The 25,602-nt window shown below is 43.9% G+C and carries 26 protein-coding genes; 5 read left to right on the top strand and 21 right to left on the bottom strand.

Translation table 11 applies throughout. The features are described 5' to 3' along the window. Window positions 1-2: 2 nt before the first annotated feature. The 5 genes from NSQ38_RS14580 to NSQ38_RS14560 form a co-directional block, all read right to left on the bottom strand. Window positions 3-935, bottom strand: coding sequence for an ABC transporter permease (locus NSQ38_RS14580; protein ID WP_339790211.1), 933 nt, complete (start codon window positions 933-935; stop codon window positions 3-5). Between the two features lie 189 nt (window positions 936-1,124). Beyond that, a complete protein-coding gene (locus NSQ38_RS14575) occupies window positions 1,125-2,822 on the bottom strand; it encodes a peptide ABC transporter substrate-binding protein (RefSeq protein WP_339790209.1) in 1,698 nt (565 codons plus the stop codon). A gap of 153 nt (window positions 2,823-2,975) precedes the next feature. After that, window positions 2,976-3,350 (bottom strand): DUF3397 domain-containing protein, encoded by a 375-nt coding sequence (locus NSQ38_RS14570; RefSeq protein WP_047843759.1) that lies wholly within the window; start codon window positions 3,348-3,350, stop codon window positions 2,976-2,978. After that, the gene (locus tag NSQ38_RS14565; protein ID WP_339790206.1) at window positions 3,350-4,309 is read right to left on the bottom strand and encodes a 2-dehydropantoate 2-reductase; all 960 of its coding nucleotides are present in this window, start codon (window positions 4,307-4,309) and stop codon (window positions 3,350-3,352) included. The genes NSQ38_RS14570 and NSQ38_RS14565 overlap by 1 nt, the downstream gene beginning before the upstream one ends. A 150-nt stretch (window positions 4,310-4,459) precedes the next feature. Continuing rightward, window positions 4,460-5,110: an RsfA family transcriptional regulator gene (locus NSQ38_RS14560; RefSeq protein ID WP_076211575.1), complete on the bottom strand. Its 651-nt coding sequence runs from the start codon at window positions 5,108-5,110 to the stop codon at window positions 4,460-4,462. Window positions 5,111-5,424: 314 nt separating this feature from the next. Here NSQ38_RS14560 and NSQ38_RS14555 point away from each other — a divergent pair, with 314 nt between their 5' ends. Beyond that, window positions 5,425-5,661 carry a DUF2626 domain-containing protein gene (locus tag NSQ38_RS14555; RefSeq protein WP_017687281.1) on the top strand — a complete coding sequence of 79 codons (237 nt, stop codon included), beginning with the start codon at window positions 5,425-5,427 and terminating at the stop codon, window positions 5,659-5,661. A 184-nt stretch (window positions 5,662-5,845) separates the two neighbouring features. Next, window positions 5,846-6,925: a hypothetical protein gene (locus NSQ38_RS14550; RefSeq protein WP_338587974.1), complete on the top strand. Its 1,080-nt coding sequence runs from the start codon at window positions 5,846-5,848 to the stop codon at window positions 6,923-6,925. A 98-nt stretch (window positions 6,926-7,023) separates the two neighbouring features. On the opposite strand, the gene NSQ38_RS14545 is transcribed toward NSQ38_RS14550, so the two are convergent. Continuing rightward, window positions 7,024-8,295, bottom strand: a complete 1,272-nt coding sequence (locus tag NSQ38_RS14545; protein ID WP_339790203.1) for an extracellular solute-binding protein — start codon at window positions 8,293-8,295, stop codon at window positions 7,024-7,026. A 222-nt stretch (window positions 8,296-8,517) separates the two neighbouring features. After that, window positions 8,518-9,852: a PhoH family protein gene (locus NSQ38_RS14540; protein ID WP_024628438.1), complete on the bottom strand. Its 1,335-nt coding sequence runs from the start codon at window positions 9,850-9,852 to the stop codon at window positions 8,518-8,520. Window positions 9,853-10,004: 152 nt separating this feature from the next. On the opposite strand from NSQ38_RS14540, the gene NSQ38_RS14535 reads away from it, so the two are divergent. Further along, entirely contained in the window at window positions 10,005-10,700 is a 696-nt protein-coding gene (locus tag NSQ38_RS14535; RefSeq protein WP_133385545.1) for a YhcN/YlaJ family sporulation lipoprotein, read from the top strand. 7 nt (window positions 10,701-10,707) lie between these two features. Here the strand turns inward: NSQ38_RS14535 and NSQ38_RS14530 are convergent, their stop codons facing one another. From NSQ38_RS14530 to NSQ38_RS14500, 7 genes are all read right to left on the bottom strand, one after another. After that, entirely contained in the window at window positions 10,708-11,160 is a 453-nt protein-coding gene (locus NSQ38_RS14530) for a pyridoxamine 5'-phosphate oxidase family protein (RefSeq protein ID WP_338587976.1), read from the bottom strand. 98 nt (window positions 11,161-11,258) lie between these two features. Further along, window positions 11,259-12,320 (bottom strand): LCP family protein, encoded by a 1,062-nt coding sequence (locus tag NSQ38_RS14525; protein WP_036614987.1) that lies wholly within the window; start codon window positions 12,318-12,320, stop codon window positions 11,259-11,261. Between the two features lie 90 nt (window positions 12,321-12,410). Continuing rightward, a complete protein-coding gene (locus tag NSQ38_RS14520; RefSeq protein WP_047843765.1) occupies window positions 12,411-12,707 on the bottom strand; it encodes a YlaH-like family protein in 297 nt (98 codons plus the stop codon). Between the two features lie 305 nt (window positions 12,708-13,012). Further along, a complete protein-coding gene (gene typA, locus NSQ38_RS14515; protein ID WP_091028450.1) occupies window positions 13,013-14,857 on the bottom strand; it encodes a translational GTPase TypA in 1,845 nt (614 codons plus the stop codon). 176 nt (window positions 14,858-15,033) lie between these two features. After that, a complete protein-coding gene (locus NSQ38_RS14510; RefSeq protein WP_133385546.1) occupies window positions 15,034-15,528 on the bottom strand; it encodes a hypothetical protein in 495 nt (164 codons plus the stop codon). A gap of 660 nt (window positions 15,529-16,188) precedes the next feature. Further along, complete coding sequence (locus NSQ38_RS14505; protein ID WP_339790200.1) at window positions 16,189-16,503, bottom strand: hypothetical protein; 315 nt, start codon at window positions 16,501-16,503, stop codon at window positions 16,189-16,191. A 117-nt stretch (window positions 16,504-16,620) separates the two neighbouring features. Further along, window positions 16,621-17,274, bottom strand: coding sequence for a TerC family protein (locus NSQ38_RS14500; protein WP_339790197.1), 654 nt, complete (start codon window positions 17,272-17,274; stop codon window positions 16,621-16,623). Between the two features lie 87 nt (window positions 17,275-17,361). Here NSQ38_RS14500 and NSQ38_RS14495 point away from each other — a divergent pair, with 87 nt between their 5' ends. Further along, entirely contained in the window at window positions 17,362-18,072 is a 711-nt protein-coding gene (locus NSQ38_RS14495; RefSeq protein ID WP_047843768.1) for a TerC family protein, read from the top strand. A 120-nt stretch (window positions 18,073-18,192) separates the two neighbouring features. Here the strand turns inward: NSQ38_RS14495 and thiI are convergent, their stop codons facing one another. The 6 genes from thiI to NSQ38_RS14465 form a co-directional block, all read right to left on the bottom strand. Further along, complete coding sequence (gene thiI / locus NSQ38_RS14490; protein ID WP_339790538.1) at window positions 18,193-19,434, bottom strand: tRNA uracil 4-sulfurtransferase ThiI; 1,242 nt, start codon at window positions 19,432-19,434, stop codon at window positions 18,193-18,195. 5 nt (window positions 19,435-19,439) lie between these two features. Continuing rightward, window positions 19,440-20,588, bottom strand: a complete 1,149-nt coding sequence (locus NSQ38_RS14485; protein WP_339790194.1) for a cysteine desulfurase family protein — start codon at window positions 20,586-20,588, stop codon at window positions 19,440-19,442. A 172-nt stretch (window positions 20,589-20,760) separates the two neighbouring features. Beyond that, window positions 20,761-21,513, bottom strand: a complete 753-nt coding sequence (locus NSQ38_RS14480) for a lytic transglycosylase domain-containing protein (protein ID WP_339790191.1) — start codon at window positions 21,511-21,513, stop codon at window positions 20,761-20,763. Between the two features lie 190 nt (window positions 21,514-21,703). Further along, on the bottom strand, window positions 21,704-22,045 hold the full coding sequence (locus tag NSQ38_RS14475; RefSeq protein ID WP_240768140.1) for a hypothetical protein: 342 nt from the start codon (window positions 22,043-22,045) through the stop codon (window positions 21,704-21,706). 107 nt (window positions 22,046-22,152) lie between these two features. Continuing rightward, window positions 22,153-22,371 carry a DUF1540 domain-containing protein gene (locus tag NSQ38_RS14470; protein ID WP_074095869.1) on the bottom strand — a complete coding sequence of 73 codons (219 nt, stop codon included), beginning with the start codon at window positions 22,369-22,371 and terminating at the stop codon, window positions 22,153-22,155. Window positions 22,372-22,536: 165 nt separating this feature from the next. Beyond that, entirely contained in the window at window positions 22,537-23,043 is a 507-nt protein-coding gene (locus NSQ38_RS14465) for a YpuI family protein (protein WP_338587982.1), read from the bottom strand. Window positions 23,044-23,326: 283 nt separating this feature from the next. Here NSQ38_RS14465 and NSQ38_RS14460 point away from each other — a divergent pair, with 283 nt between their 5' ends. Then, window positions 23,327-25,201: a S8 family peptidase gene (locus tag NSQ38_RS14460; RefSeq protein WP_339790189.1), complete on the top strand. Its 1,875-nt coding sequence runs from the start codon at window positions 23,327-23,329 to the stop codon at window positions 25,199-25,201. 101 nt (window positions 25,202-25,302) lie between these two features. Here NSQ38_RS14460 and NSQ38_RS14455 read toward each other — a convergent pair whose 3' ends face one another. Further along, a complete protein-coding gene (locus tag NSQ38_RS14455; protein ID WP_076211601.1) occupies window positions 25,303-25,560 on the bottom strand; it encodes a hypothetical protein in 258 nt (85 codons plus the stop codon). Between the last annotated feature and the right edge of the window lie 42 nt (window positions 25,561-25,602).

Below are 25,602 nucleotides of genomic sequence, written 5' to 3'. Positions count from 1 at the left end.
CGTTATGCCCCCTTCCGGCTTTCCAGCTTAATTCTAGGATCAATCAGCACGTAAGCGATATCCGTAAAGAAACGAGCCAACATCAGGAGGATACCATAGAAAATCGTAATCCCCATGATCATAGTGTAATCACGGTTTGTGATACTCTCTACGAATACTTTACCAATTCCCCCGATGTTAAAGATCTGTTCAATTACAACGGAACCTGTGATGATATTCGCTGTCATTGGACCAACATAAGTTACTACTGGTAGAATACCGTTTCTTACAACGTGTTTAAACATAATTGCAGGCCATTTCAGACCTTTGGCTTTAGCTGTTTTGATATAATCTGCATGTAAGACTTCAAGCATGCTCGAACGCGTCAAACGAGCGATAAAAGCAATCGGAGATGCAGATAACGCTGCAACTGGGAGCACATAGTCAAGTGGTCCGTCGAAGCCCATAACGTTGAACCATCCCAGTTTCGACGCAAAAACAAACTGTATCAGAGAGGCAAGCAAAAAGCTCGGAACAGCAATACCTATGACAGCAAGAATCATGGTTACATCGTCAATCAGTTTGCGGTGATACACTGCTGCGAGAAGCCCGAGCAACACACCTACAATAACTGAAATAATAATCGCGAATATACCTATTTTCAAGGATGCTGTAAAAGTCTTCACAATCATCTCAGAGACGCTTTGGTTCAAATATTTCATTGAAACACCAAAATCTCCTTGAACGATTCCTCCCATATACTTCAGGTATTGTTCATACATCGGCTTGTCCAGTCCGTACTTGATTTCCAAGAGTGCACGGATTTCAGGTGATACTTTTTTCTCAGATGTAAAAGGGTCACCAGGAATGGCCTTCATCAGGAAGAAAGTCATCGATGCGAGTATGAAAAGCGATAGCAGCATAAATAGTAGTTTTTTCAACACATACTTAACCAACCCTTGCACACCTCCACAAACAATATTTTGTATACAAATCGATTGTAGAATTAGACAGAAATAAAGTCCAATCCATTTATCGGAAATTTCAAGAATTATAAGGAAAATCGGTGCACATACAAAAAATCGGGATATATATGGAATTCCACATATATATCCCGAAGTATTCATATTAGACTTCAGAACAACTTATTTCTCTTCCAGATATGCACGCGTGAAGTCAATAGCTCCACTGAAATCAAGTTGTACGCCTTTCAGGTAAGGCTTAGTCAAAGATACGTTAGTGTAATAATAGATTGGCATAACGCCCATTTCATCTTGAATCAGGATTTTCTCAGCGTCAGCAAATGCAGCCATACGCGTAGCTGGATCAGCAGATTTTACAGTTTCTTTAACATCTTTGTCATACTGTTCGTTGCTGAATTTGGAATCATTGTTTGTGTTTCCAGTAGTCCACATTTCCAAGAAGTTGTATGGATCGTTGTAGTCAGCAGACCAACCTGCACGAGCTACTTGGAAGTTTTGGTTTTGACGGTTATCAAGGAATACGCCCCACTCTTGGTTTTCTGTTTTCACATCAACACCAAGATTTTGTTTCCACATGTCAGCAACCGCCAAAGCGATTTTCGCGTGACCATCACTAGTATTGTAGATCAAAGTAACAGCTGGCAATGTAGTGTAACCTTCTTCTTTCATACCTTCGGCAAGCAATGCTTTAGCTTCTTCCACATTTTCTGTGAAGTAATCGTCTTTGTGCTCATCACGGAATTCGCCGTTTTCACCACGGATACCTGGAGGTACAAAGCCGAATGCTGGAATTTGTCCACCTTGTGTAACTTTGTCAACAATCAGCTGACGCTGAATTGCCATTGCAAATGCTTTACGGATTTTAACGTTGTTAAATGGTGCTTCGTTTACGTTGAACTGGTAGTAGTACGTACTTGCAATACCAGTAGCTTTGAACTCGTCCGACAATTCCGCTTTTACAGAAGGAATTTGGTCGGATGGAATTTCACCGTTAGGTGCACCAGTATAGTCCAATTGTCCTGATTTGTAAGCTTGCAGTTCGGAAGCACTGCTGTTTGTCAGAGACATATCGATTTCAGCCAATTTAATATCGGCAGCTGCATGGTAAGCATCGTTTTTCTTCACAACAATTTTTTGACCTTTAGCGTATTGATCCATTACAAATGGTCCGTTAACGATCATGTTTTTGTAGTCTGTGAAGAATTTGTCATTTGTGTCAGCAGATGCATGTACTGGGTAGTACGTGTAGAATGCTGTCAGACCCAAGAAGTAAGGTGTTGGGTTTTCCAACGTTACTTCAAGCGTGTGCTCATCAGTAGCTTTAACACCTACTTGAGAGAAATCAGTGATTTTAGTACCTTTATATGTTTCGTCAACACTGCGGTTAAATCCTTCTGCACCTTTAATGTAATAAAGTTGGTAAGCATAAGGAGAAGCTGTTTCCGGTTTCAAAGCACGTTCCCAAGAACGTACAAAGTCTTCAGCAGTGATTGCATCACCGTTGCTCCATTTAGCATCCGGGTTCAGATTGAAAGTGTATTTCAACCCATCTGGAGATATAACCCAGTCTTTTGCAACACCTGGAGCTTCTTTGCCATCAGCATCGATGCGTACAAGACCTTCATACAAGAATTTCAGAACTGTGTTGGTTTGGCTGTCTTTTGCTTGAGCCGGGTCCAACGTAGGAGGTTCAGCTGACAGGTTGATTTTCAGAATTTGATCTTTTGCAAGACCATTTCCTTCGCTTGCAGAACCAGTATCGGTGTTACCTGTGCCTTCGTTTTTCGATCCGCACGCTGCAAGTACGGTACCGAACGCCAAAATCAGCGTCAAAAGGACTAATAGACTTTTCCTTTTCATCTAACACGTTCCCCCTAAATTGATATGGTTTATATGTTTATAGATTATACAACCACCGGTCAAAAAAATCTACATTACTTTTTCAGAAAGTAATGTTTTTTTCAGTTTTCGACAAAATCGACACATTTTTTGCCTCTTTTGCGTTATGTAACCTCACATCTGTTTCATGAAGTATCTAAATAATCCAAATAAAGTAAACAAAACATACCCGAAACTCATAATGATGAAGGCCATGCGCCATACGGCCCGGAACATTCTCCCCCCATCGACCTTCCCCTTTAGTCGATTTTGCGCACCTCCGATGAATCCAAGTGCTAGTAGTATGAGTAATAGTGTCAGATAAAAACCAAAATTCGAATCAAATGTTAAGTTGAATAACGCCGATACTGAAAAAACAAGAAAAAAAGTGGTAACATCCATTGCCATCCGCATGGCGTTCCGTTTGTCTTTTTTCCATACGTACATGCCCCAATAAACAAGAAAGAACGGAAAAAAGGGCAATATGCTCAACACAATAAAAAGTCCCATTAATTCACTCCTTCCGGTTGCATTCCTTCAATCAGATGAAGCAGTATTTCATGTGTAGGTGCAACAAGGTCCAACTTCTGTGCCATCTTTACAATATGACCGTTAATTGACCTCACTTCTGTACCACGTCCAGCGAGAACATCTGCAAGCATGGAGGAAGTATTCGTGGCAGTAGAACGACAGACCGATATCAGTTGATCCCACATATCCTGATCCAAACATATTCCACTTGCAGAGTAGATTAACAATACTTCATCATATAACTGGCGCATTAGCCTCTTTCGTTCTTCCTTGACGATCAATTCTCCATTAGGGATTCGCCATAGTGCCGTAAGCGGGTTAATGACTGAATTAATCAATATTTTCCTGTATATCAGCTTATCGATTTCATTCGACACTGTACAGTCAAATCCTGCCTGCTGCAACGATCCCGACAGAGTAAATGTTCTCTTCTCCTCTATAGAGGCAGAAGCTACTATATGTATGTTGTACCTCCCCAGCCTGGTTTCACCTGTACCTGCACGAGTTACCTGACTTTGTGTGCGCTTCGCACCTTCTGTTGTAACCGCACTACACAGAAGCGACTTTGGCAAAGCTGCTTGAAGTTTTGCCAGATGGCCCATCCCATTCTGAAAACAAGCGATATTCAGCACATGATCTTGTAACGGACTGATCTCATGAATGAAATCATCAATGCTTGTCTGCTTAACCATGAGCAGTAACCATTCTCCTGGTTTGTTTTTCCATGTGTCAGTCAGCTCACTTACTGGTTTCGCCTGTATTTGATCCGGTAGAATATGTATCTCCTCGTCTTGTTCCACAATGGTTACTCCATTATGGCTGAGGAGGTCAGCCTGAGCTGTTGTTCTCGTCCAAAATCTGACCTGGTTACCTGACGCCAGCAGTTTCCCGCCATATAAAAGACCCAGTGCCCCCGCTCCTACGATGTCAATGATCATATGATGCACTCCTCTCCGCTTCAGTAGTTGCTCTTCTATTATCTATAATAGAACAAAAACACCAAACTAAAAACCCGTCATACCTGCCGTTGTGTAACGGAGGTGTGGCGGGTTCATACCTGACTTTCACAAATCAAACGTCTGAACTTGTTATTCAATTCGTTCCAGATTCCCGTTGGCATCCATCTTGAAACGTGTCTTAAGTTCCTCTTCTTCTTCGGACAAAAATGCGAGTCTGCGAGCCCGATCCATAATCTGAATCAAAGCTTTGTAGTCGTCATTCACCACACGGTAATCCGTCTGTACTTCATTCACTTCCTTGGAGAGACGGTCATTCTCAAGACGTAGTTCAAGCAATTCATCTTCTTTCTCGCGAAGCTCCTTCTCCAGCATCTTGAGTTGACGATTACTCTCCTGCACTGTTCCCTTCCATTGCCGCAGGAAGCGGATTACTGCATCCATCGATAATGAATCGTCTGAGATCCCATCTGATTTGTACAGATGTTCTTCAGTGTCCAGTGTAGACAATGCTGCAACCTGCGGTCCGAGCATAGCTGGCTGCTTTCTGAGATAACTTCGTTTTTGTCGTTGTGCCTTGGCGTTACTGATGGCAGAATCATACTTTTTACGTACACAACTGTTCCAGCGAAAACCGCATGCGGCAGATGTTCTGCCTATTTTTTCGCCCACCTCTTCAAAAGCGGCCAATTGTGTACTGCCTTCCCGAATATGACGCAAAGTAACCTCAGCCAATATCAAATCGTCCTCTGTACTCCAAGCATCCTGTCTCACTGCAGTCATGCTATAATACCCTCCTAACAACATCCTAAAATAACCGTCCGCATTACCGGAAGCCCGGTATGTGAATTAGGTATAAAAGCTGCTTCATTCATTCTTATGCCTCTCATAGAGTTCATAGAATTGATTTCATACTAAAATGTATTTCCACATTCAGGCTTGCTCATACGTGACATACGTAAAACATATCCCTCTATACTTACTTTGAGCAAAAAAAGAATTCGCTTTCATATCCAAATTTGTTTACACGTTTTTCCTTTCCCGGTATAATGTTGTGTAGACAATCTATGAACGTACTTAGGAGAGGAGGATTTACCGTGGCACGCATGTTTCGGGTACTCGGGTTCTTCACGCTTGCAATTGGCCTGATGGCTTTTGCGGGAGATCTGGTCGAAATGGCTTTGCTTTTTTTCCTGCAGACTGCGTTTTTTGTCATTTTGGGATACTTGAAATTTACCGAGCGAACGTACATATTGCTCTTCTGGGGTTATATGATCGTAACATTCACGGGGTTCAGCTACTGGACTGTATTCGAAATGGGGTTGCCGCTCTAATCCACCTGCAGCATCAAAGTGATCCGATAACTGTCGGGTTGCTTTTTTGTTGTGTTCAGATTAAATGAATGTTCATGGTGTTATGTAACCACTAAGGATATTTCACGGATTTGTTTCATATATTGTCTGGAAGACAACAAGCCTGTACGATTGTCATTTAAGAAGTGGAAAGGAGAATGGATCGGTGAATCGTCAATACGGCATTGCCGCCTTTATATTATGCATCATTTTATTCCTCCAGCTACCTTTAGCCCATGCCTATGGAGAGTCTTCACCTGAGGATACACGTGAGATATTGCAAAAAAGTCTATCCATCGTTGAAATCGATCACGAAATCGAACGCATCGCCGAAAGGCAGAAGCAGCTGGCTCAACAATACGAGACATTATCCGTCCAGCTTCAGGAACAGGAAGAGCAGATACATATTCAGCAAGATCGGGCCGGAGCTGTAGTGAGGTCCTACTACACAGGAGAACGCGACAGCCTCCTCATGACGGTCCTGGGAGCCAGGTCGTTCAAAGACTTGTTTGTACTGTATGATTATTACCAGATTATTATCGGACGGGATCAGGCTGTGCTGGACAAGTATCAGGACCGTTATCACACCCTGCAACAGACTTCCACTCAGATTCGTCAGACTACAACAGAATTAACCGAAATGAAGACTAATCTTCAAAACCAGCGGGAACGTGTAGTCACCTTGCAAAAAGAAGTGGATGCCCAAATAGCCACCAGCGGAGATGCGGCAGCGATTCAGAAACTGATGGATGAATTAACCCTTTATTGGGAGAATATCGGCATCTATGAGGTGAAACGATATTTCAAAGCATTGGCATCTGCCATGCAGAACCTGCCCGATTTTATCCAAAAACAAAACGGAGGTATATCCACGACTGGAACAACGTATACGATTCGAATTGGGCAGGATGAGCTTAATGCATTTCTGCGTTCCCAAAATTCAATCTTTGAAGATTTTGCCTTTCAGTTTAATCAGGATAAGATTATAGCTTCCGGTCAGCGGGATCAATTGCAATTAAGCATTGAAGGACATTATACGGTAGAAAATGAACCTCAAAACTCCATTCGTTTTCATGTGGACAAACTTGTATTCAACCAGCTTGAATTACCAGACACTACTCGCCGAATGCTGGAAAGAGAATTTGACCTTGGGTTCTATCCACAGAAAATCCTGTCGTTTGTCAAAGCAACCGATGTTTCAACAAGTGAAGGCATACTGGAAGTAAAACTAGCTATATCCTTTTAAAGAGGTTGTTCAAAAAGCCCGCTTTTGATTACGAAGGATGCCTTGTGGCATCATCGCATCAAATATGAAAACCAGACTATTTGAACACGAACTTAAAGTTAGTTCGCCGTTCTAATACTGTCTACGTATTGATTCGCTGTAATTTCTCCCTTTAAGAATTGTTGTACTTTTTTATGAAAACGAGTTGTTAGAGCATGACTTTCGGTCGTTGCAGCGGGGACATCTTGGGTGGTTGAGAACCAGGATTGTCCCTTTGTCATATCATAACGTCCAACGAGTTTCTCAGACTCCAAATCCAGCTCCTGTTGCTTTGCGGGCAACCGGTTAACCTGTTGGTACCATTTCAGCTGTGTCGTAGCGGACGTCATTCCTTCAATCCATCTACTGGCCTCCTCAGCCTCAACCGAACCCGCAGTAATAACAAGGCTTCTGGAGTTTACAGTTTCCAAGGTTTCGAAAGAAAACCGCTCCAAAGAATCTTCATCAACTGCACTCTTTTGATCTGCACTTAATAATTGAGATAACAATGATACAACCATCGGTGTGTCGTTCTGGTCAGCAGTTGGAGAAAACCCTGGATTGGTAGACTTGAGCCTAATAAGGGGCTGAATCTGATTCATCAACTGAATCCCCTGCTGAAGATCTCTTGTTTGCGAATCTATTTGCGTTTGACTAACTTGATCTGGCGCCATCCTTGGTTCCAAATGATTCAGCCACGCATTTGTCCCGTACATATCATTGATGTTCATTGTAATTAAAGGGATGCCTTCCGAAATGGCTTGTTGAGTAAGTCTGACCCACTGATCTTTATTGTGAGGTAATGACTCCAGACCAGATCTTTTTAGAAATGAAGATTGTACAGCCAGAATGTACGGATCAAAATCAAAAGGCATCCCCCATTGATAACCATTCCACTCTGTCATTCCCCGTAACCCAACTACCGTATCTCCTAGCGACTTCGACAATGTTGTTCCGTTTAACGGATACAGGTACCCTTTTTGGGCATAGTATTGCACTTCCTCACTATCAAGCAGAACAACATCACCATTCTCCCCTAGTGAAAATTCAAGATCCAAAACATGCTTATATGTATCCGGCTTCTCATTCCGAAGATTAATCTCTACCAGCTGGGAAGCAGCAACTTCTTTAGCTATTTTTTGAAAGGCTTGGAACTCTACATCCGACATGGCCACTACAATCTCCAGCGGAGCTTGAGCATCTTCATTACGGGACAACGAACCCGGAAAGGTATCCTTCTCCTGGTCGCGTTCCTGATTGAGCTGTGAACCTCTAAAGTCAAAACTCGGTGACAAGATCGTTAACGAAAGCAGCAATACCGCGAACAAAACAACCTGATGTCTACGCTTCATTAACTTCCCTCCCTGTTCACCTAGTTTTTTCCTGCAGCAATTATTGTAACAAATAAGTAGTACTCTTGTCCTACCCTGCCGAAAAACACTTTTTCGGATTTTTGCATAATACGAGCATATCGAGTTCTGTGTAATAACGCTTACTTATTTTTTCAGCAAAAAGCCGGCTCCAGGAGCCGGCTTCAATAACAACATTTTCCGGGAAATAAATCCCCCTTAATTTTACAATAAATCAGCTGCAAGCTGTGCCAGCTTGGACCGTTCTCCTTTTTCGAGCATGATGTGTCCGCTGATTCCCTCTTGCTTGAACCGTTCCACGATATACGTCAGGCCGTTACTGGCAGAATCAAGATACGGATGGTCTATCTGCTCAGGGTCTCCCATCAAAATAATCTTACTGCCTTCACCGACCCTTGATACAATGGTCTTCACTTCATGGCGGGAGAGATTCTGGGCTTCATCAATTATGATAAACTGTCCAGGTATCGATCTTCCACGAATATACGTTAAAGCCTCCACCTGAATACTGCCAAGCCCCATTAGAATTTTATCGATATCTCCGGCTTTTTTGGTGTCAAACAAAAACTCCAGATTATCATAAATCGGTTGCATCCATGGACGAAGTTTTTCTTCCTTCTCACCAGGCAAGTAACCGATATCTTTCCCCATGGGAACAACAGGGCGAGCGATCAACAGTTTTTTGTATTTATGATCATCCTCTACCTTAAGCAGACCTGCTGCAAGTGCAAGCAAGGTTTTCCCTGTTCCAGCTTTACCGGTGATGGTAACAAGCGGGATGTCATCATTCAAAAGCAGTTCGAGTGCCATGCGTTGTTGTGCGTTACGTGCGCTAATGCCCCAGACATTGTCATTACTGAGGAAAAGCGGCTCCAGCTTGGTTCCCTCTGTGTTCACTTTAAGCAAAGCCGATTTATTGGTTCCCATCTCATCCTTGAGAATGACAAATTCATTCGGATACAACGAATAAGACAATTGTAACGGTTTGATTGGTAAAAAACGATATGTGTAAAACTCATCAATCACTGACGGATGAACTTTTAGGGCCGTATAACCTGGATATAACTCACTGAGTCCTGCCGTCCGATCTGATAAGTAATCCTGTGTGAACAGACCAAGTACATCCGCTTTGATACGCACAAGTACATCTTTACTGACAAGCACGACCTGACGTTCGACTACTTCCTTTTCATTCTCCTCAATCTGATAATTCAGTGCGACAGCCAAAATGCGATTATCGTTGGACACTTCACCAAACATTTCCTGAACTTTCACGAAACTCCGATGATTCAGCTCTACTTTCAGGTTACCTCCATTAGCCAAAGGTACCCCACTGTGCAAGTGACCCAGCTCACGTAATCCGTCTAACAGTCTGGATACATTACGGGCATTACGCCCAATTTCATCGGCATTTCTTTTTTTGGAGTCGATCTCCTCCAGTACAACCGCGGGAATGATTACCTCATGTTCCTCAAAGGCAAATATGGCATTGGGGTCATGCAGAAGCACGTTGGTATCCAATACAAAAATCTTTTTCATTCAATCCCCTCCAAAGCGGCGTCGTTAAAGGCATGAATAGTGTGATCTTTCAGCAGCGGCATGGACAATCATGATCCCATACATAAATGTATTCGACTAGGGCAAAATAATTGTCAACCATTCTGAAAAACTCCAAGAAAGGATGAACATTTATGAAAATATGGGTTTGCACGCTGCTTCTGATCTTTATACTTACAGGTTGCAACAGTTCCACACGCAGCGCTTCGCCGAATCAAGGTACACATGCGAAAGGTTACGGAGGAAATGTAACAACTCAGCAAGATCAAGGGAAAGGATCTCACATGCTCAATGCACAGGAAGATCGGATGAATCCTTCACGTTTGGACCGCCTCAATGAGAATACAGGTGAAGTCCATGATACCAACATTGCGGATGATGCACAGAGTGGCCGGATGCCAAATGAAAAACGAATCAATCACCTTAAAGCCCTTGCCAAGCAAGTGGAAGGTGTTGAAGATGCGAACTGCGTCATACTCGGTAATACAGCCGTAGTTGGCATCGATGTTGATGGTGAACTGGAACGTGCTCGGGTTGGTACCATTAAGTACGCAGTTGCCGAAGCACTTCGCAAAGACCCCGAAGGTGTAGATTCCATCGTTACTGCAGATGCAGATGTCACCGAACGAATTAAAGAAATCGGTGAACATATTCGTCAAGGGCACCCAATCTCCGGTTTTGCTTCAGAACTTGCTGACATGGTGGGACGAATTATCCCTCAACTCCCGAAAGACGTCAAAGTCCGTCAAAATCCGGATGAAAACGTGAATCAAAAACAACAAATGCAGCAGCTGCATTCATCTGACAAAAGACAACAAAAAGCCCAGTGATCTCTCACTAGGCTTTTTTCATTGCAGCAAAAACCTGCTCATCTAATTTCTCAGCAGCACGCTGATCATATATTTTGACATATTGAGGCACAGACGACAATTGAGCGCCGTAAAACAGAGCATTCCTCACCGCTTCAATTGTGATGTCGAAACAGCACATATTAAATGGAACATCCTGCAGCGGATCTTGTCGTACCACAGCACGTCCGTTCACTGCGTACACCATCTCTTCTCCAAAGACAGTAACCGTAATGAGCGGATTAGTAATCATGTTATTCACTAAACGTGAACGATGATCAATTGCTACACGAAAAGTAGAAGCATTCTCCGCATAAATCCAGGAGATGGCTGTTGAAGTCGGACCTCCAGATTCTACATCCACTGTGCTCAGAAGCACAAAGGTCTCATTCTTGAATTGCTGTAAAAGAGATTCAGTTAATTGTGTGACGGCTTCGGACATTCAACCAGCCCCCTAACCTTCTTTATGCAATTCTTGTACTTGGTTTATGTTATTATAGCATACCGATTAACGTGCTTCCAATCCCAAAAGAATGAAGGTTATTCGCCTGAAGGTGAAGCCGTTACTTTACCTGAAAGTGTATCTTGTAAAGCCTGCTTGGCATTGGCGAGTTCCGTCTCATTAATATACACATATGGACTTCTCCACTCTCCGGTAACCGGAGTATAATGTACATCCGAAGTGGAAATGTTCCAATACGTCGAGATAAAGTTTTTCATTTGTTCCGATTCCACATCTGTCGTCATATTCTTGTCAACTGCACCAATCACCTTGCTGATCTTTGTAATGCCCCCAAGAGATTTCATCTGATCCAGCATGGAGTTCAGCACTTGGTTTTGACGTTTGTTACGATCAAAGTCATTGGATTCATCAGTCTTTGGATTACAATTGGATTTGCGGTAACGAACAAAATCTAGTGCTGCTTTACCATCGAGATGTTGTGCGCCTGCGACCAGATTGATATCTGTACCATCGGCTGTATCTCTATAACACATATTTTTATCCACAGTCACATCCACGCCACCCACGGCATTGACAGCATCACGGAATGCCTGGAAATTCAGGACGGTTGTATAATTAATATCTACATCCAAATACTTGCCCATCATTTCTTTCATCTGATCCTCTGCATTTTTGCCAGTGGTTTTTTCTTGTGCTTTGAATCTTGGATAATAGGAATTCAGCTTGTTGGATTTGTACCCATCCAATTGAATACGCGTGTCTCGAGGCAAAGATACAATGGTTGCCGTCTTGGTCTCCGGATTCAACGAAGCCACCATAACAACATCCGAGAGATATGTGCCAGTTTCAGGACGGTTATCTGTGCCTAATAACAGCATCGTGATCGGTTTGGTTGTGGCTGACATCCCGGGAGGTACCGGTTTATCGATGCCTGTATCCACGACTTGATTGTATACCCAGTACGCATATCCACCACCTACCACAATGGCAATAACCAATAGACTTAAAAGGATTCTGCCAAAAGCATTCATTCTCTTTTTCTTCTTAGGCTGCTTGCCCTTGCCATTCTTCGATCCAGAAGCACCGGATTGCGTTGGTGCCTGTCTCCGTGGAGGCAGTCCGTTCGAATTTGAGTTCATATCTTCAACACCTTTATCACATCTGTTTTTGTCTAAATAAAAGACAACCGCTTTCCCTAAGGAAAACGGATGGTCTGTACAAGACAGGATTTATGAGTTTCGAGCGGCTGCTTCCGCTTTTTTCTTTTGACGACCTTCAATAAAATAACGCACTCTCACTAACAACATCAAACCAACCGCGACCAACAAACATTGAATGATGGGCAGCTTGTCGATCTGAAAAATAAGAAGCATGAATGTGCCCATCGCCATCAAAATATAGAGAACGATTTCCTTACCAAGCGGCAATTTCTGACGTACCCGAAACACCTTGTTATATACGTAAGTAATCAATACAAAGATGACGATGTAGGCTACGATCGGGTTTGACGCGAACCATGCTTGCATGCACAGCCAGCTCCTTTCGTGTTCATGCTAGGATATAAGTTAACTGGTTGATGGAAAAACACCAACAACATTAATTACAAAGCTCTGCAATGTGACCGTTTCGGATTCGGATCGTTCTTTTGGTCGCTGTTATCCCCAGATTTTTTTGATCCATTTTTCAATGGTAAAATCCGGGGATAAAGGCGAACGCTTCGCTCCTACAGAATCGATTCCGTATCCTCCACTACTTTAGTGGGTTGTAATTAACGCCGATGGTGCATATGTGTTCCATCAAACGTTAACTTATATATATTATTTTGTTGTTATTAAGCTTTAGAAGCCATTTTGCGTTGTTTTTCTGCACGCTCACGCTCGGATTTATTCAGGATCTTCTTACGAAGACGAATAGATTTTGGTGTAATCTCACAATATTCATCTTCATTCAAATATTCAAGCGCTTGTTCCAACGAGAAGATAATTGGAGTTTTAATTTTAACCGTATCATCTTTACCGGAAGAACGAACGTTAGTCAGTTGTTTTTCTTTGCAGATGTTAACAACGATATCATTGTCACGTGTATGTTCACCAACAATCATACCTTCGTAGATTTCAGTACCTGGCTCCAAGAAGAGCGTACCGCGATCTTCAACGCCCATCATGCCATAGAACGTAGATGTACCAGTCTCAGTTGAGATCAGCACGCCTTGGTGACGTCCACCCACTTGACCGGATACTACTGGTGCGTAGCTGTCAAATGCATGGTTCATTACACCGTAACCACGAGTCAATGTCAGGAAGTTGGTGCTATAACCGATCAAACCACGTGCTGGAATCAGGAACTCCAGACGAACTTGACCACTACCTGTGTTAACCATGTTAACCATCTCTGCTTTACGTGCGCCCAGGCTCTCCATTACGGAACCCATGCTCTCTTCAGGGATATCAATCAACAAACGCTCGAGAGGTTCCATTTTCTTACCGTCAACTTCTTTAACGATAACTTCTGGTTTGGATACTTGCAATTCATATCCTTCACGACGCATATTCTCAATCAGGATACCCAAGTGAAGTTCACCACGTCCGGAAACGACAAATGCATCCGGGCTATCCGTTTCGTCAACACGAAGGGAAACGTCTGTTTCCAATTCTTTTAACAAACGCTCACGAAGTTTACGGGAAGTTACCCATTTACCTTCACGACCTGCGAATGGACTGTTGTTCACGAGGAACGTCATTTGCAGTGTAGGCTCATCAATTTTCAAAACTGGAAGTGCTTCTGGATTGTTAGGGTCGGCAATGGTTTCACCAATGTTGATGTCCTTGATTCCTGCAATGGCAACGATGTCGCCTGCTCCTGCTTCTTCCGTCTCAATACGTTTGAGACCTTGGAAACCGAACAGTTTCTCGATACGTGCAGTTTTGCTCTTACCATCACGCATAATAACCGTTACCGATTGTCCTTGACGGATCACACCGCGGTTAACACGACCAATGGCAATACGGCCAAGGTATTCATTGTAGTCCATCAAAGTAACGAGGAATTGAAGTGGTTCTTCAACATTTTCGGTAGGGTGTGGGATATGACTAACGATGGTATTGTAAATCGCCATCATGTTGTCATCCTGTTTTGCAGGATCATTATCCATGCTGGATGTTCCGTTCAATGCGGAAGCATATACAACAGGGAATTCAAGTTGTTGATCGTTGGCACCCAGTTCAATGAACAGGTCCAATACTTCATCAATAACCTCAGTCGGGCGAGCCGCTGGACGGTCAATTTTGTTAACAACAACAATTGGTGTCAGGTTGTGCTCCAGAGCTTTACGAAGTACAAACTTCGTTTGTGGCATACAGCCTTCATATGCATCAACAACGAGCAATACGCCGTCAACCATTTTCATGATACGTTCCACTTCACCACCGAAGTCGGCGTGTCCTGGTGTATCCACAATGTTGATCAGATAATCTTTATAAGTTATAGCCGTGTTTTTGGCCAAAATCGTAATACCGCGTTCACGCTCCAAATCGTTGGAGTCCATTGCGCGCTCCTGTACCGTTTCGTGATCACGGAAAGTACCGGATTGCTGGAGCAACTTGTCGACGAGCGTAGTTTTCCCGTGGTCGACGTGGGCAATAATCGCAATATTGCGAATGTGTTCTCTTGAATGCATGGTTTGTATCCATATCCTTTCCAATTTCAATTCTTATCTACTAAACTTCCCGCAATTTCGCAGGTTACTCACAAAATAAGCGTCGGTGATATCCCGACGCATGTCTATATCCCTTATATTATAGTTTATTATAGGTAAAAATCAAGATATTTCGCACGAAAAGACCAATGGGAATGTTACCAGCCTCTCCCTTGACGTCCTCGCCCAAGCAATAACCAGACTCCGGCCAAGATCAAAAGGACAGCAAGTACATAGATTATTCCCGTTTGCAGCAAGGTAAATCCGAATAATATGATGGACACCGCACCAAGGATCAAAGCTGCAGGTAACACATATTCCGGTCTTCGCCGTTCAGCCATTCCATATTCGAGTAACCCTATGGCGAACCCAAGCAAGAATGCTGGCCACAGCCTGCTCATAAGTCCAGCGCCCCATGTATTCGTTATACTGAATAAAACACCATACACCGTTAGTATGCCGGCAGGAACAAGGGACCACGATGGTGAAATGCGCGCATAATATAACGCATGAAGGGCGATGCCTGGCAGCAGGATCAGCAAAGGCCAGAAATTGCGACCTATAAATCCAAACACGCCAAACTTGCCAAGCAGAATAATAATTCCCGCAGCTGCAATAAATAGTCCAATCGCTTTTTCATTTCTCATCCTCATTTGCAATCACCTCTATAACATTTGGCTATTTACCTTGAAAGCTTAATAAAAGCAAAGCCGTTCTATGATGACCAGTTTTATTTTCATGTCCTAGTGTAGCCGATGTTATTGCAAATAACTACAGTATTAGTTTTTCCTTATAGAATTTTCGTTTTACTATACTTAATTTTGGAGGCAACTCGATCAATCCGCGGTATAGCTCGTAAGCTCATAATGTTTTGGACTAAAGATCCAGCATCTTTCGTATACCCGGATCAACAAACTTTTGACTCGTCATACGTCACCCGTAGCAGATCCAACGGTAGCCATGATTCAGTCTTCATGAGAATGTTTGTTTCTCAACAGTACTATTGATTGTTTAAAAAGATTTCGAGACGAGTTTTTCCTAATTATAGAAACCTTCCCTAGCCGTTTACCCTACACCACGACACTCATCGCAACATAAATAGTCATTCAAAAACTTCTTACAATTAAAACAAAAACCAGTCACCACATTATCAGCGACTGGTTGTTAGGAAACTTTAAATGGTCTGATTAACTTTCTCGTGACCAGGGAATTTAGACATATTGAAACATTTTACGTTCCCATTTAAAACTCAGAAAAATAGACCTTTAAAAATATGTAATTTTTGTAGTGTCTATTCGTACTACAAATTCTGTTCACTCAATTCCAGCATTATAGATGTAACCCGCATATACTCCACGATACTCGCCATTTCCGTTAGAAAGATGGTCAGTAAGAGTTAAATTTCCTGCCCAATTACCCTGAACATAAAAATAAGTTTTAGGTAAGAGACTAGATTTATGTGCTACATTGGCAACAATACCTGATACATACTTTCCTGTAGCTGCCGCTACCGCTTTCCCTTCTTCGGAAACCTTAACAGGTTGAGCTTGAGAATCTGCAGCAAATCCAAGACTTGGTACTGCAAGAAGCATTACGGATACTCCCAAAATAATAATTGACTTTTTCAAAATGATACCTCCTAATTAATTATATAATAACAAAATATTACTTTTTTAATATAACATATACAATATAAAAAGTGTAGACTTATTTATAAAAAATTCCATTTCAGATGAGTTTTTGTGTTATTTTCCCACATACTTATATGCTCCACCCACCGCAATGACAAGACAAGCCATTGCCGCAGGCAGAAGAGTATGAGCTGCGGCAGCCATACCTCCCAGCCATTCTCCTAACTTGGGGTCTTTCATCACCATCTCACCTGCTGTGAAGGCTAGGATGCCTGAGCCAGCGAATACAAGAATCGGAAATCGCTTCAACAAACCAACAATTAACCCGCTCCCCCATACAACGATGGGGATACTGATTGCAATACCGATGACAATCAAAGCCAAATCTCCATCTGCCAAAGCCGCTATGGCCAAAACGTTATCCAAGCTCATTACAAAATCGGCAATCAGAATGGTTTGAATGGCTTTCCAGGTCGTAGAAGCTTCTCGAATATGTACCTCATCCTCATTTTGAAGCAGCAGCTTTACTGCAATCCAGAATAATAACAGCCCACCTGCCGCTTGGATAAAGGGAATTCCCAGCAATAATACCGCTACAAAGGTTAATACACAACGCAGCAGTACCGCACCAAAAGCTCCCCACCATACCGCTTTTTTGCGTTGTACTGGTGGCAGATCCTTGCTGGCAAGCGCAATAACAACCGCATTATCTCCACTCAATACCAGATTGATCATTAAAATTTCAGTTAACAGCCATAGTGTATCCATGTCCTCATCCCCCCACATTAACTTGTATGTCAGAGTTGTCCATGCTATTCTTAATGATTGAACCGTATATAAGGAGTGACATATCTCATGGAGCTATTTAGTCCCACATTCTGGCTGGCTTTGCTGAACGTTGTCTTTATTGATCTAATTCTGGCTGGGGATAATGCCATCGTCATTGGTCTCGCAGCTCGAAATTTGCACCCTTCCGTGCAGAAAAAGGCGATTCTATATGGAACTGGCGGCGCACTTTTGATTCGAATTTTAGCAACAGTTGTTGTTTTATGGTTGCTTAAAGTTCCGTGGCTCTTGCTTGTGGGAGGCATACTTCTGATCTGGATTGCCTATAAATTATTGGCGGATCAGGGAGATGAACACAATGATGTCCAGGCGGGAACTTCCTTGTGGACCGCTATTCGTACCATCGTGATCGCGGATGCAGCCATGGGACTCGATAACGTGATTGCAGTTGCTGGAGCAGCGCAGCAGCATCTCGTGCTTGTCATCCTTGGACTCCTGATTAGTGTACCTATTATCGTCTGGGGCAGTACCCTGTTTATCAAGCTAATTAATCACTTTCCTTGGATCATCTATGTCGGAGCCATCGTTCTCGGGTATACGGCTTCCAATATGATCACTGAGGAACAGCGACTCTTGCCTTACTTTACTGAACATCCGGCATTGCGCATTCTCTTCATCGTTGTGGTTATTGCAGGCGTAGTCTTTGCAGGTTATCGCAAACGCTCCAGCAGTTCCAGCCACAAGGGATCTGGCGGGGAACAGCAGCGCTCCTATTCGTAGGCTAATTTAAACTAAAATTTTATCTGAATACAGCAAAGGACTGAACGATATTTCATCGGACAGTCCTTTTTTGCAGTTACCATAGCCCATATTATGTTGCCATGCTAATTTTTATTGAGTTTAGAACCAATCATCCTTCATGCCATTGTCTTCTGTCTGATTCGTTACCACAGAAGTTTCACCGGCATGCAGTGTGATCGTTTCAGTTTGTTCCACTGCTTGCTCCACCCATTCTGAGAGATGGCTCATTGTTGATTCAATTTTATCCACAATTCGAAGATTTGGATTGGTTGAAGGTGACTTTGGCACGAAGAGAGTACAGCAATCCTCATATGGCAAAATAGATATGTCATACGTTCCGATCTGTTTGGACAGGGTAATGATCTCCTGTTTATCCATCATAACCAGTGGTCGCAAAAGTGGCAGATCCGTCGCACGACCAATGACATTCATACTCGGAAGAGTCTGACTCGCTACTTGGCCCAAGCTATCCCCGGTGATCAGTGCGAGTGCCCGCTCACGCTCGGCAAGTTTGGATGCAATTCGCAGCATTGAACGTCGCATCAGCGTAATAATCAGATTGTCCTGACCCAGTTGGGTAAATGCCGTTTGAATCTCTGTAAATGGAACCAGATGCAACTTGATTGTTCCTGCATGATCAGCAAGGGCACGTGCCAAATCAATGACTTTCTCTTTGGCACGCTGGCTTGTGAACGGGTAACTGTAAAAATGTACACATTCCACTTCAAGTCCACGGCGCATGGAAGACCAGGCTGCAACCGGGCTGTCTATTCCACCTGATAGCAGTACCATCGCTTTTCCATTCGTGCCCAGCGGAAACCCACCTACTGCCGGAATGGTTTCGTTGAAAATATAGGTACCCTGATCTCGAATTTCCACTCGTAGCTCAATATCAGGCTCGCGAACATCAACACTCAATTGCTGGAACTTTCGAAGGATCGGGGAACCAACCAGATGGTTCATTTCATGGGAAGAGTTCGGAAACTCCTTCCATACCCGCCTTACATTCACCTTAAATGTGGTGCCTTCCTTGAATTCGTCCTCCCTTTCGTCCATAAATGCGACTGCTGTTTTCACAATCTCATCAAGTTCGGATGGAGTAACTTTAACCGGACTAATCGACATCACGCCGAATACCCGCTTCAGCACCTTAATTAGTTCAGTATGTGATTCACCGCCAAGATCCACATAGACACGGCCATATTCTTTGCGAAGGCTCGCTCCTGGATAAGGTTTAAGCAAAGCTTTCACCTGTGTAATGATCGTTTTTTCAAATCGGGCACGATTTTTCCCTTTTAACATAAACTCTCCGAAACGGAGAAGCAGCATATCATATTTCATATCCATTACATCCGCCTTTCGAGGGGCCGCAACTGCGCCACCATCTGATGTAAAGCCTGTTCAAGCAAGGCTACATCTTCTTCTGTATGTTCATTTCCAAGACTAATACGCAATCCGCCACCAGCACAAGCTGCATCTCTGCCCATCGCAAGTAGAGCCCGACTCGGTTCAGCCGAACGCGAAGAACAGGCAGATTGGGTCGATATGGTTACGCCAAGTTGCTCCAAGGTGTGCAGCGCCACTTCTGCCTTCATCCCGGGATAGGAGAAGTGCACAATATGAGGTGCACCCTCTGAACGACTGTTCAATTCAAATTCAGGAATGGCACGTATCGTTTCCATCAATCGATCACGGAGCACCGTTGTACGCCGGGCAAAATCAACCTGATCTTCTGCTGCCATTCGCATCGCCTTAGCCATGCCTACCAGTAAGGCCACGTTTTCTGTGCCTGCTCTTAGGCCCTGCTCCTGAGATCCTCCTGACAATAGTGGCGTAAGCTCCACTCCACTTCGCACATACAGGAGACCTGCTCCCTTCGGTCCACGAATCTTGTGAGCAGACAGACTGTACAGATCTGCACCCCAAGCGGCAGGTGTAGCCTTCATTTTTCCAAAGCCCTGAACACCATCCACATGGAAAAGCACGCGTGGTGCTTTCTTTTTGAGCTGTTTGCCGATCTCTGCAATTGGATGGATGGCTCCTGTTTCATTATTTACATGCATCAGACTCACGAGCACCGTGTCGGGCCTGATCGCGTCTACAACCTGCTGAGCGTTGACCACTCCATCGGAATTCACAGGTAGTAATGTCACTTCCCATCCCCACTGCTGCAATTGCATAAAACTTTCATACACCGAGGCATGCTCGGTAGCCGTAGTGATGATGTGTTTGCCCCGTGACTGATAACGTAATGCCACACCTTTTATCGCAAGATTATTGCTCTCGGTCGCACCGGAAGTAAATACAATCTCCTCAGGCTTAACTCCTATAGCCGCAGCACAGCCGGATCGTGCACGACGCAGCAACTGATGAGCACGCTCTCCATACCCATGGATGGAGGACGGATTACCGAATTGTGTTTCCATAATCTCGGCCATCGTACGAATTACATCCGGATGGGGAGGTGTGGTTGCAGCATAATCAAAATATTTCAAATGAGGTTAGACCCCCCTTATCTCTTCGTTCATGAACCTACAGTGAGCATTGTAACATGATACCCATACAACACAAAAAGACCAACCGGGAACAGGCGTTTCAAGCGCTACTGCTCCCACATTTGATCTTGGCTTGCCTATCATGTGTTTTCACAAATGTCTATCTGTGAGTTTAGATCACATACTTTGACTGTGCCTTCTCCACCTTGGAGATATAATTCTGTGTTTCGGAAGGCAGACGGTTAAGTACACTCATCAGTTCGCTATCACTCGACACGCCCAGGCGTGAAACACGCCCTGGTCCTGCATTATACGCGGCAAGCGCCATCTTCACTTCTCCACCGAAACGCTGGAGCTGAAGGGAAAGATACTTCGTACCCGCATCAATGTTCTGGGCAGGATCAAATGAATTACTCACACCCAGCCCTGCAGCCGTGCCATCCATTAATTGCATGAGCCCTTTGGCACCGGCGGAGGACACGACATTTGGATTAAAATTGGACTCTGTGTCAATGACCGCCTTGATCAATGATTCAGGAACACCATACTTCGCACTTGCTTCCGCAATCAAAGATTCATAATCCGTAGGTACAGATGCTCCGGAATCCACGATTCCTGTATTGGATGAAGATAATAAAGACTCAACGATGTTATTGGAGACAGAGGACGATCCTGCCGTATTTATATCCGGATTGTACGTGCTTCCGAGTTGCAGCCACAACAGACCATCACTGGATCTTTTGGAGACTGTAGCGGTGGAATCTGTATTGCTCGTCGACTTGGCACCCGTACCTAACAGCCCGTCCATCACATTGGCGAAATCCACTGTTGAACCAGCATCCGATTGTGATCCACTGGTTTGGTTATTCACATTGGACAATTGCAGTTCCAATAACTGCCGCGATCCGCTTGGATCAATCTGCATGAGTTATACCCACTCCCGTATAATTAAGCGTATTATGACCTTATTCTACATCGTTTTACAGCAAGGTTCCATTGTTTTCAAAAAAATATATGAATCTTCCCACTTAACCTGCGCATATACGAAAGAAACCTTCTGTAATTCACCACATTTGGGTGAGAACAGAAGGCTTGTGAGTGAATCATTTTACAATTTAGCGAGCGAATGGAATCATGAAAAAATAACTCAGCGTAGCTACAATACCCAGTCCAATGGACCAGGCTCCCGCTGTCTTACGACCATTCACATAAGCATAGTAACCCAGTACCGCTGCTGCCGGTCCAAGTACGATTGACCACATGAACAAGGACGCAATCCCGAAGGCAAGTCCCATGTAACCCGCAACCTTGCCTGTTGATTCCATGACCCGGTCTGCCTCATGTTTCTCCGGTACAGGCTCTGCCCGTTCGGTACCTCCAGTTCTTACAACAGTCGGAGGAGCGACCTCTGCCCCGTATTCTTCCCGATGTGCTTTTCTGGGATAATCGACGCGCATACGCTGTTTTTCACCGTCAACATTGATTTTAGGACGATCTTGAAAATTAAACTTATTATCGTCATTTTTCATTGGGAAGCACCTCCGTTATGAATAGGGATGACTGCTCACTTGGGTTTGAACGTGTGACAGCATGTTGCAGAGGATGTGCGTGCATGATCATGGTGATCGGAGTCAAATGTCTCACCGGCAAATTCCTCATGCAGACGACGGGTGGCATGTTGGTCGATGTCAATCATGATGGCATCAGCGTGGCAGAAGTTGTTCTCTCCCCAAAAGTTACAGTTGGAGACGCTGCATTTGACAATTGGTTTGTCTTGGCTCATTTTTTATCACCTCGACTACTATTGTCTCCCCGCCACAAACCTGATATTCCCCGTCAAAATGCCAGATGATGACATGATTACACCTCGTCTGATTCTCACTAAAAACACAAAAAAACCGCCACAAGGGCGGTTTCGTCCAATTTCATATTCAGGTTTAAACGTTAATTAGGCGTGATTCCGTTGATTTTGCATACGGCGCTGGGTCAGGTAATCACTTTCATAATATGCCAGATCATCGCGCAATTCTTCGTACGTTTTGGAAACCTCAAGAATAACATCCCGTACTGCACGGATTGGCTTGTCACGGAAACGAATGGCATCTTGTCCTGTGTAAGCGTATCTTCCGTCTTCGGAATAACATTCATTTTTGGGATAGAAAAAGCTATTTACGCATTGGTGATACGTATTATAAAGAGCCTTTTCGGCAAAATCGACATCAAAGTTGGCACGACGCAGCACAACGCCAAGTTTTTCGTAAGAAACTTCAGAAAAAACGAGCAAATGACGGAGATCTGAAAGAAATCCTTTGTAGAAGGCTGTTGATTCTTCCGTCTGATTCTGATCCAGTTCAGGCAAAGCATTATCATTCAAAAATTTTTCAATCCGATCGATAGCCGGTTTTAACTTTTCCCTAGTTGACTCACATGTTTTCTGTACATTGGCTGCTGACATAAAGGTAGCTCCCCCTTAAATAAGTCCTTACATATAGGTCGGCCAACGGTGGTTTTCCCCTGACCTTTGAATTCTCAGCTATAATCCTACCATAAAAAGATGACGAGCGGTATCCCTTAATCATGCTTTCCGCTTCTGCCGTTAAACATGCCTATTATAAGCAGTTAGACTCGAACACGCCTGCATAAAAATATCCGCTTTTTCTAACGATAGATATAACCAGTGACAACGACGAAGCACTGTTAATGATTGTCCAAAATGAATCAAGGAGGTTCCATCCACCATGTCCAGACCCAAATGGATTAACTGGGCCCTTGCAGCTGGTGCGGGTGCACTCGCCCTGACGCTCCTGCTTCCAACATCCAATCGTCCCGAACCTAAGCCAGGTGCCCTGTCAGACTCTGCTCATGAAGAGCACACGAGTAAGCAGCGTCTGAAAGTGCAGGATGTCAAAGCAACCGATCTTCTGACCCGTATGGATGCCAAGCAACATCTCAGTATCATGCTGGAGAAAACCGCCACAATGAATGCTGCGCAGGTTAGCCGATATGTGAATGATCTCCAAAGTTCACATGAACATATCAGATCCATTCATCTCATGAATACCAATGGCTCTTTTAACAAGCCCTTTGATCACGCCTCCACACAAGGAAGCAAGTTGGAACAACAGAAGCTTCAACATTCGCTCAACCTTGCCAAAAAAGCGGTAAACAAACGTCAAAGTTTTGAATCCTCTTCTTTTCCTTTGGGAAAAGAAAAATATTTTGTTATGGGGCAACCCTCCAAAGATGGCAAAAGAGCTGTGATTGCCTTGTTCAGCCAGAACGTATTAAATGCTGTTGAACAACATCAGCGGAAAAATCTGCGCATGATCCCTTATCCGCGTGAGGGTAAATTCAAAATTGAGTCTGTTCACCCGGATACGCTTAACGAAATCACAGTAAAGACCGGACATGATAATGCAAATGCCAGTCATTTTTACGAAAATGAAATCGTCATCCGTTTTCGCCAGGATCCCGGTGAACGGGATATGCGTATCATTAAATCCGATCTAAGAGCGCAATCTGCGCGCAAGCTGGGATACACGTATGTTTTTCGGTCAGAACACATGAGTTACAAGCAATTGCATAGTTATTTCGAAAGCAAATGGAATCCACTCTATATGGAACCCCACTATATGTATTTAACCAATGATACCGTAACTGAACAAACAGATGTAACGATACCCAATGACATTTTGTTCTCCGATTATCAGTGGAACCTGCCTGCGATTGAGACAAACAGAGGTTGGAATATTAGCAAGGGAAACAAAGATGTCATCGTAGCAGTGGTCGACACGGGGGTTGATATGAATCATCCTGACCTGAAGGGCAAGCTCCTTGAGGGTTATAATGTGGTCGAGCCGGGAAGCCAACCGATGGATGATGTGGGACATGGGACACACGTCGCAGGCATTATAGGCGCTATTGTCAACAATAACGAAGGCGTGGCAGGCATGAGCTGGTATAACAAGGTACTACCGGTTAAAGTACTCGACAACTCAGGTTCTGGTACCACGTATGCCGTTGCCGAAGGCATCATCTGGGCAGCCGATCATGGAGCCAAAGTTATCAACATGAGTTTGGGTAATTATGCTGATGCGCAATTTCTTCATGATGCCATTAAATACGCTTTTGACCGGGATATCGTCCTGATTGCAGCCACGGGGAACGATAATACCGAGCGTCCAGGATACCCAGCTGCCTATCCGGAAGTATTTGCCGTATCTGCTACGGACCCGGATATGAGCAAAGCTTCCTATTCCAACTACGGGGATTATGTAGATGTGATGGCTCCAGGGTCCAGTATCGCCAGTACCTATCCAAACAATCAGTATGCGGCCTTGTCTGGAACTTCCATGGCTAGCCCCCATGTAGCCGCACTTGCAGGTTTGATTCGTTCATTGAACCCGGACTTGACCAACACGGAAGTGATGGATTTGATGCGCCAAAGTGTTATTGACCTCGGTGATCCCGGTCACGACAAGTATTTCGGCTATGGGCAAATCGATGTCTATAAGGCACTTCAAGCCGCATCAGGCAACAGCGCTCCTTTGCAATTCTGGCCGCAACATGTCAGACAACAAATGGATAATACGATGAAAAAGTATACCCAGTAATCGTAATGAGGATAATCTGTAAAAAATACAAAAGCAGCTGCGCCCCGGGGCGTACGCTGCTCTTTTGGTTTACATCCAATTCCCCGGGGCACCCGCCGCAATTAGCGCTTGCGAGAAGATGTGCGGGCTTTACTTGATTTTTTCACGGATTTTTTCTTCGGATTATGGCTGGATACATAACAAGGGTCTTCTTCTTTGACAACAACAGGATACATGTGGTGATGAATCGGAACACAGTGATGTTTTTTGATCACTTCAATCGGGTGAATTACAGGCACGATTTGTGGGATGTAATAATCCTCAACAACTTGGATCGGGTCACAGACAATCGGGCAAAGCGGTGGACAGTAATGGTTCATTTCAAAACCAACTCCCTTTCTGGTGATACTATAACCTATTGC

The organism is Paenibacillus sp. FSL R7-0313 (assembly GCF_037969885.1).
In the GTDB taxonomy this organism is placed as follows: Bacteria; Bacillota; Bacilli; order Paenibacillales; family Paenibacillaceae; genus Paenibacillus.
This window is presented reverse-complemented; position numbering and strand designations above follow the sequence as displayed.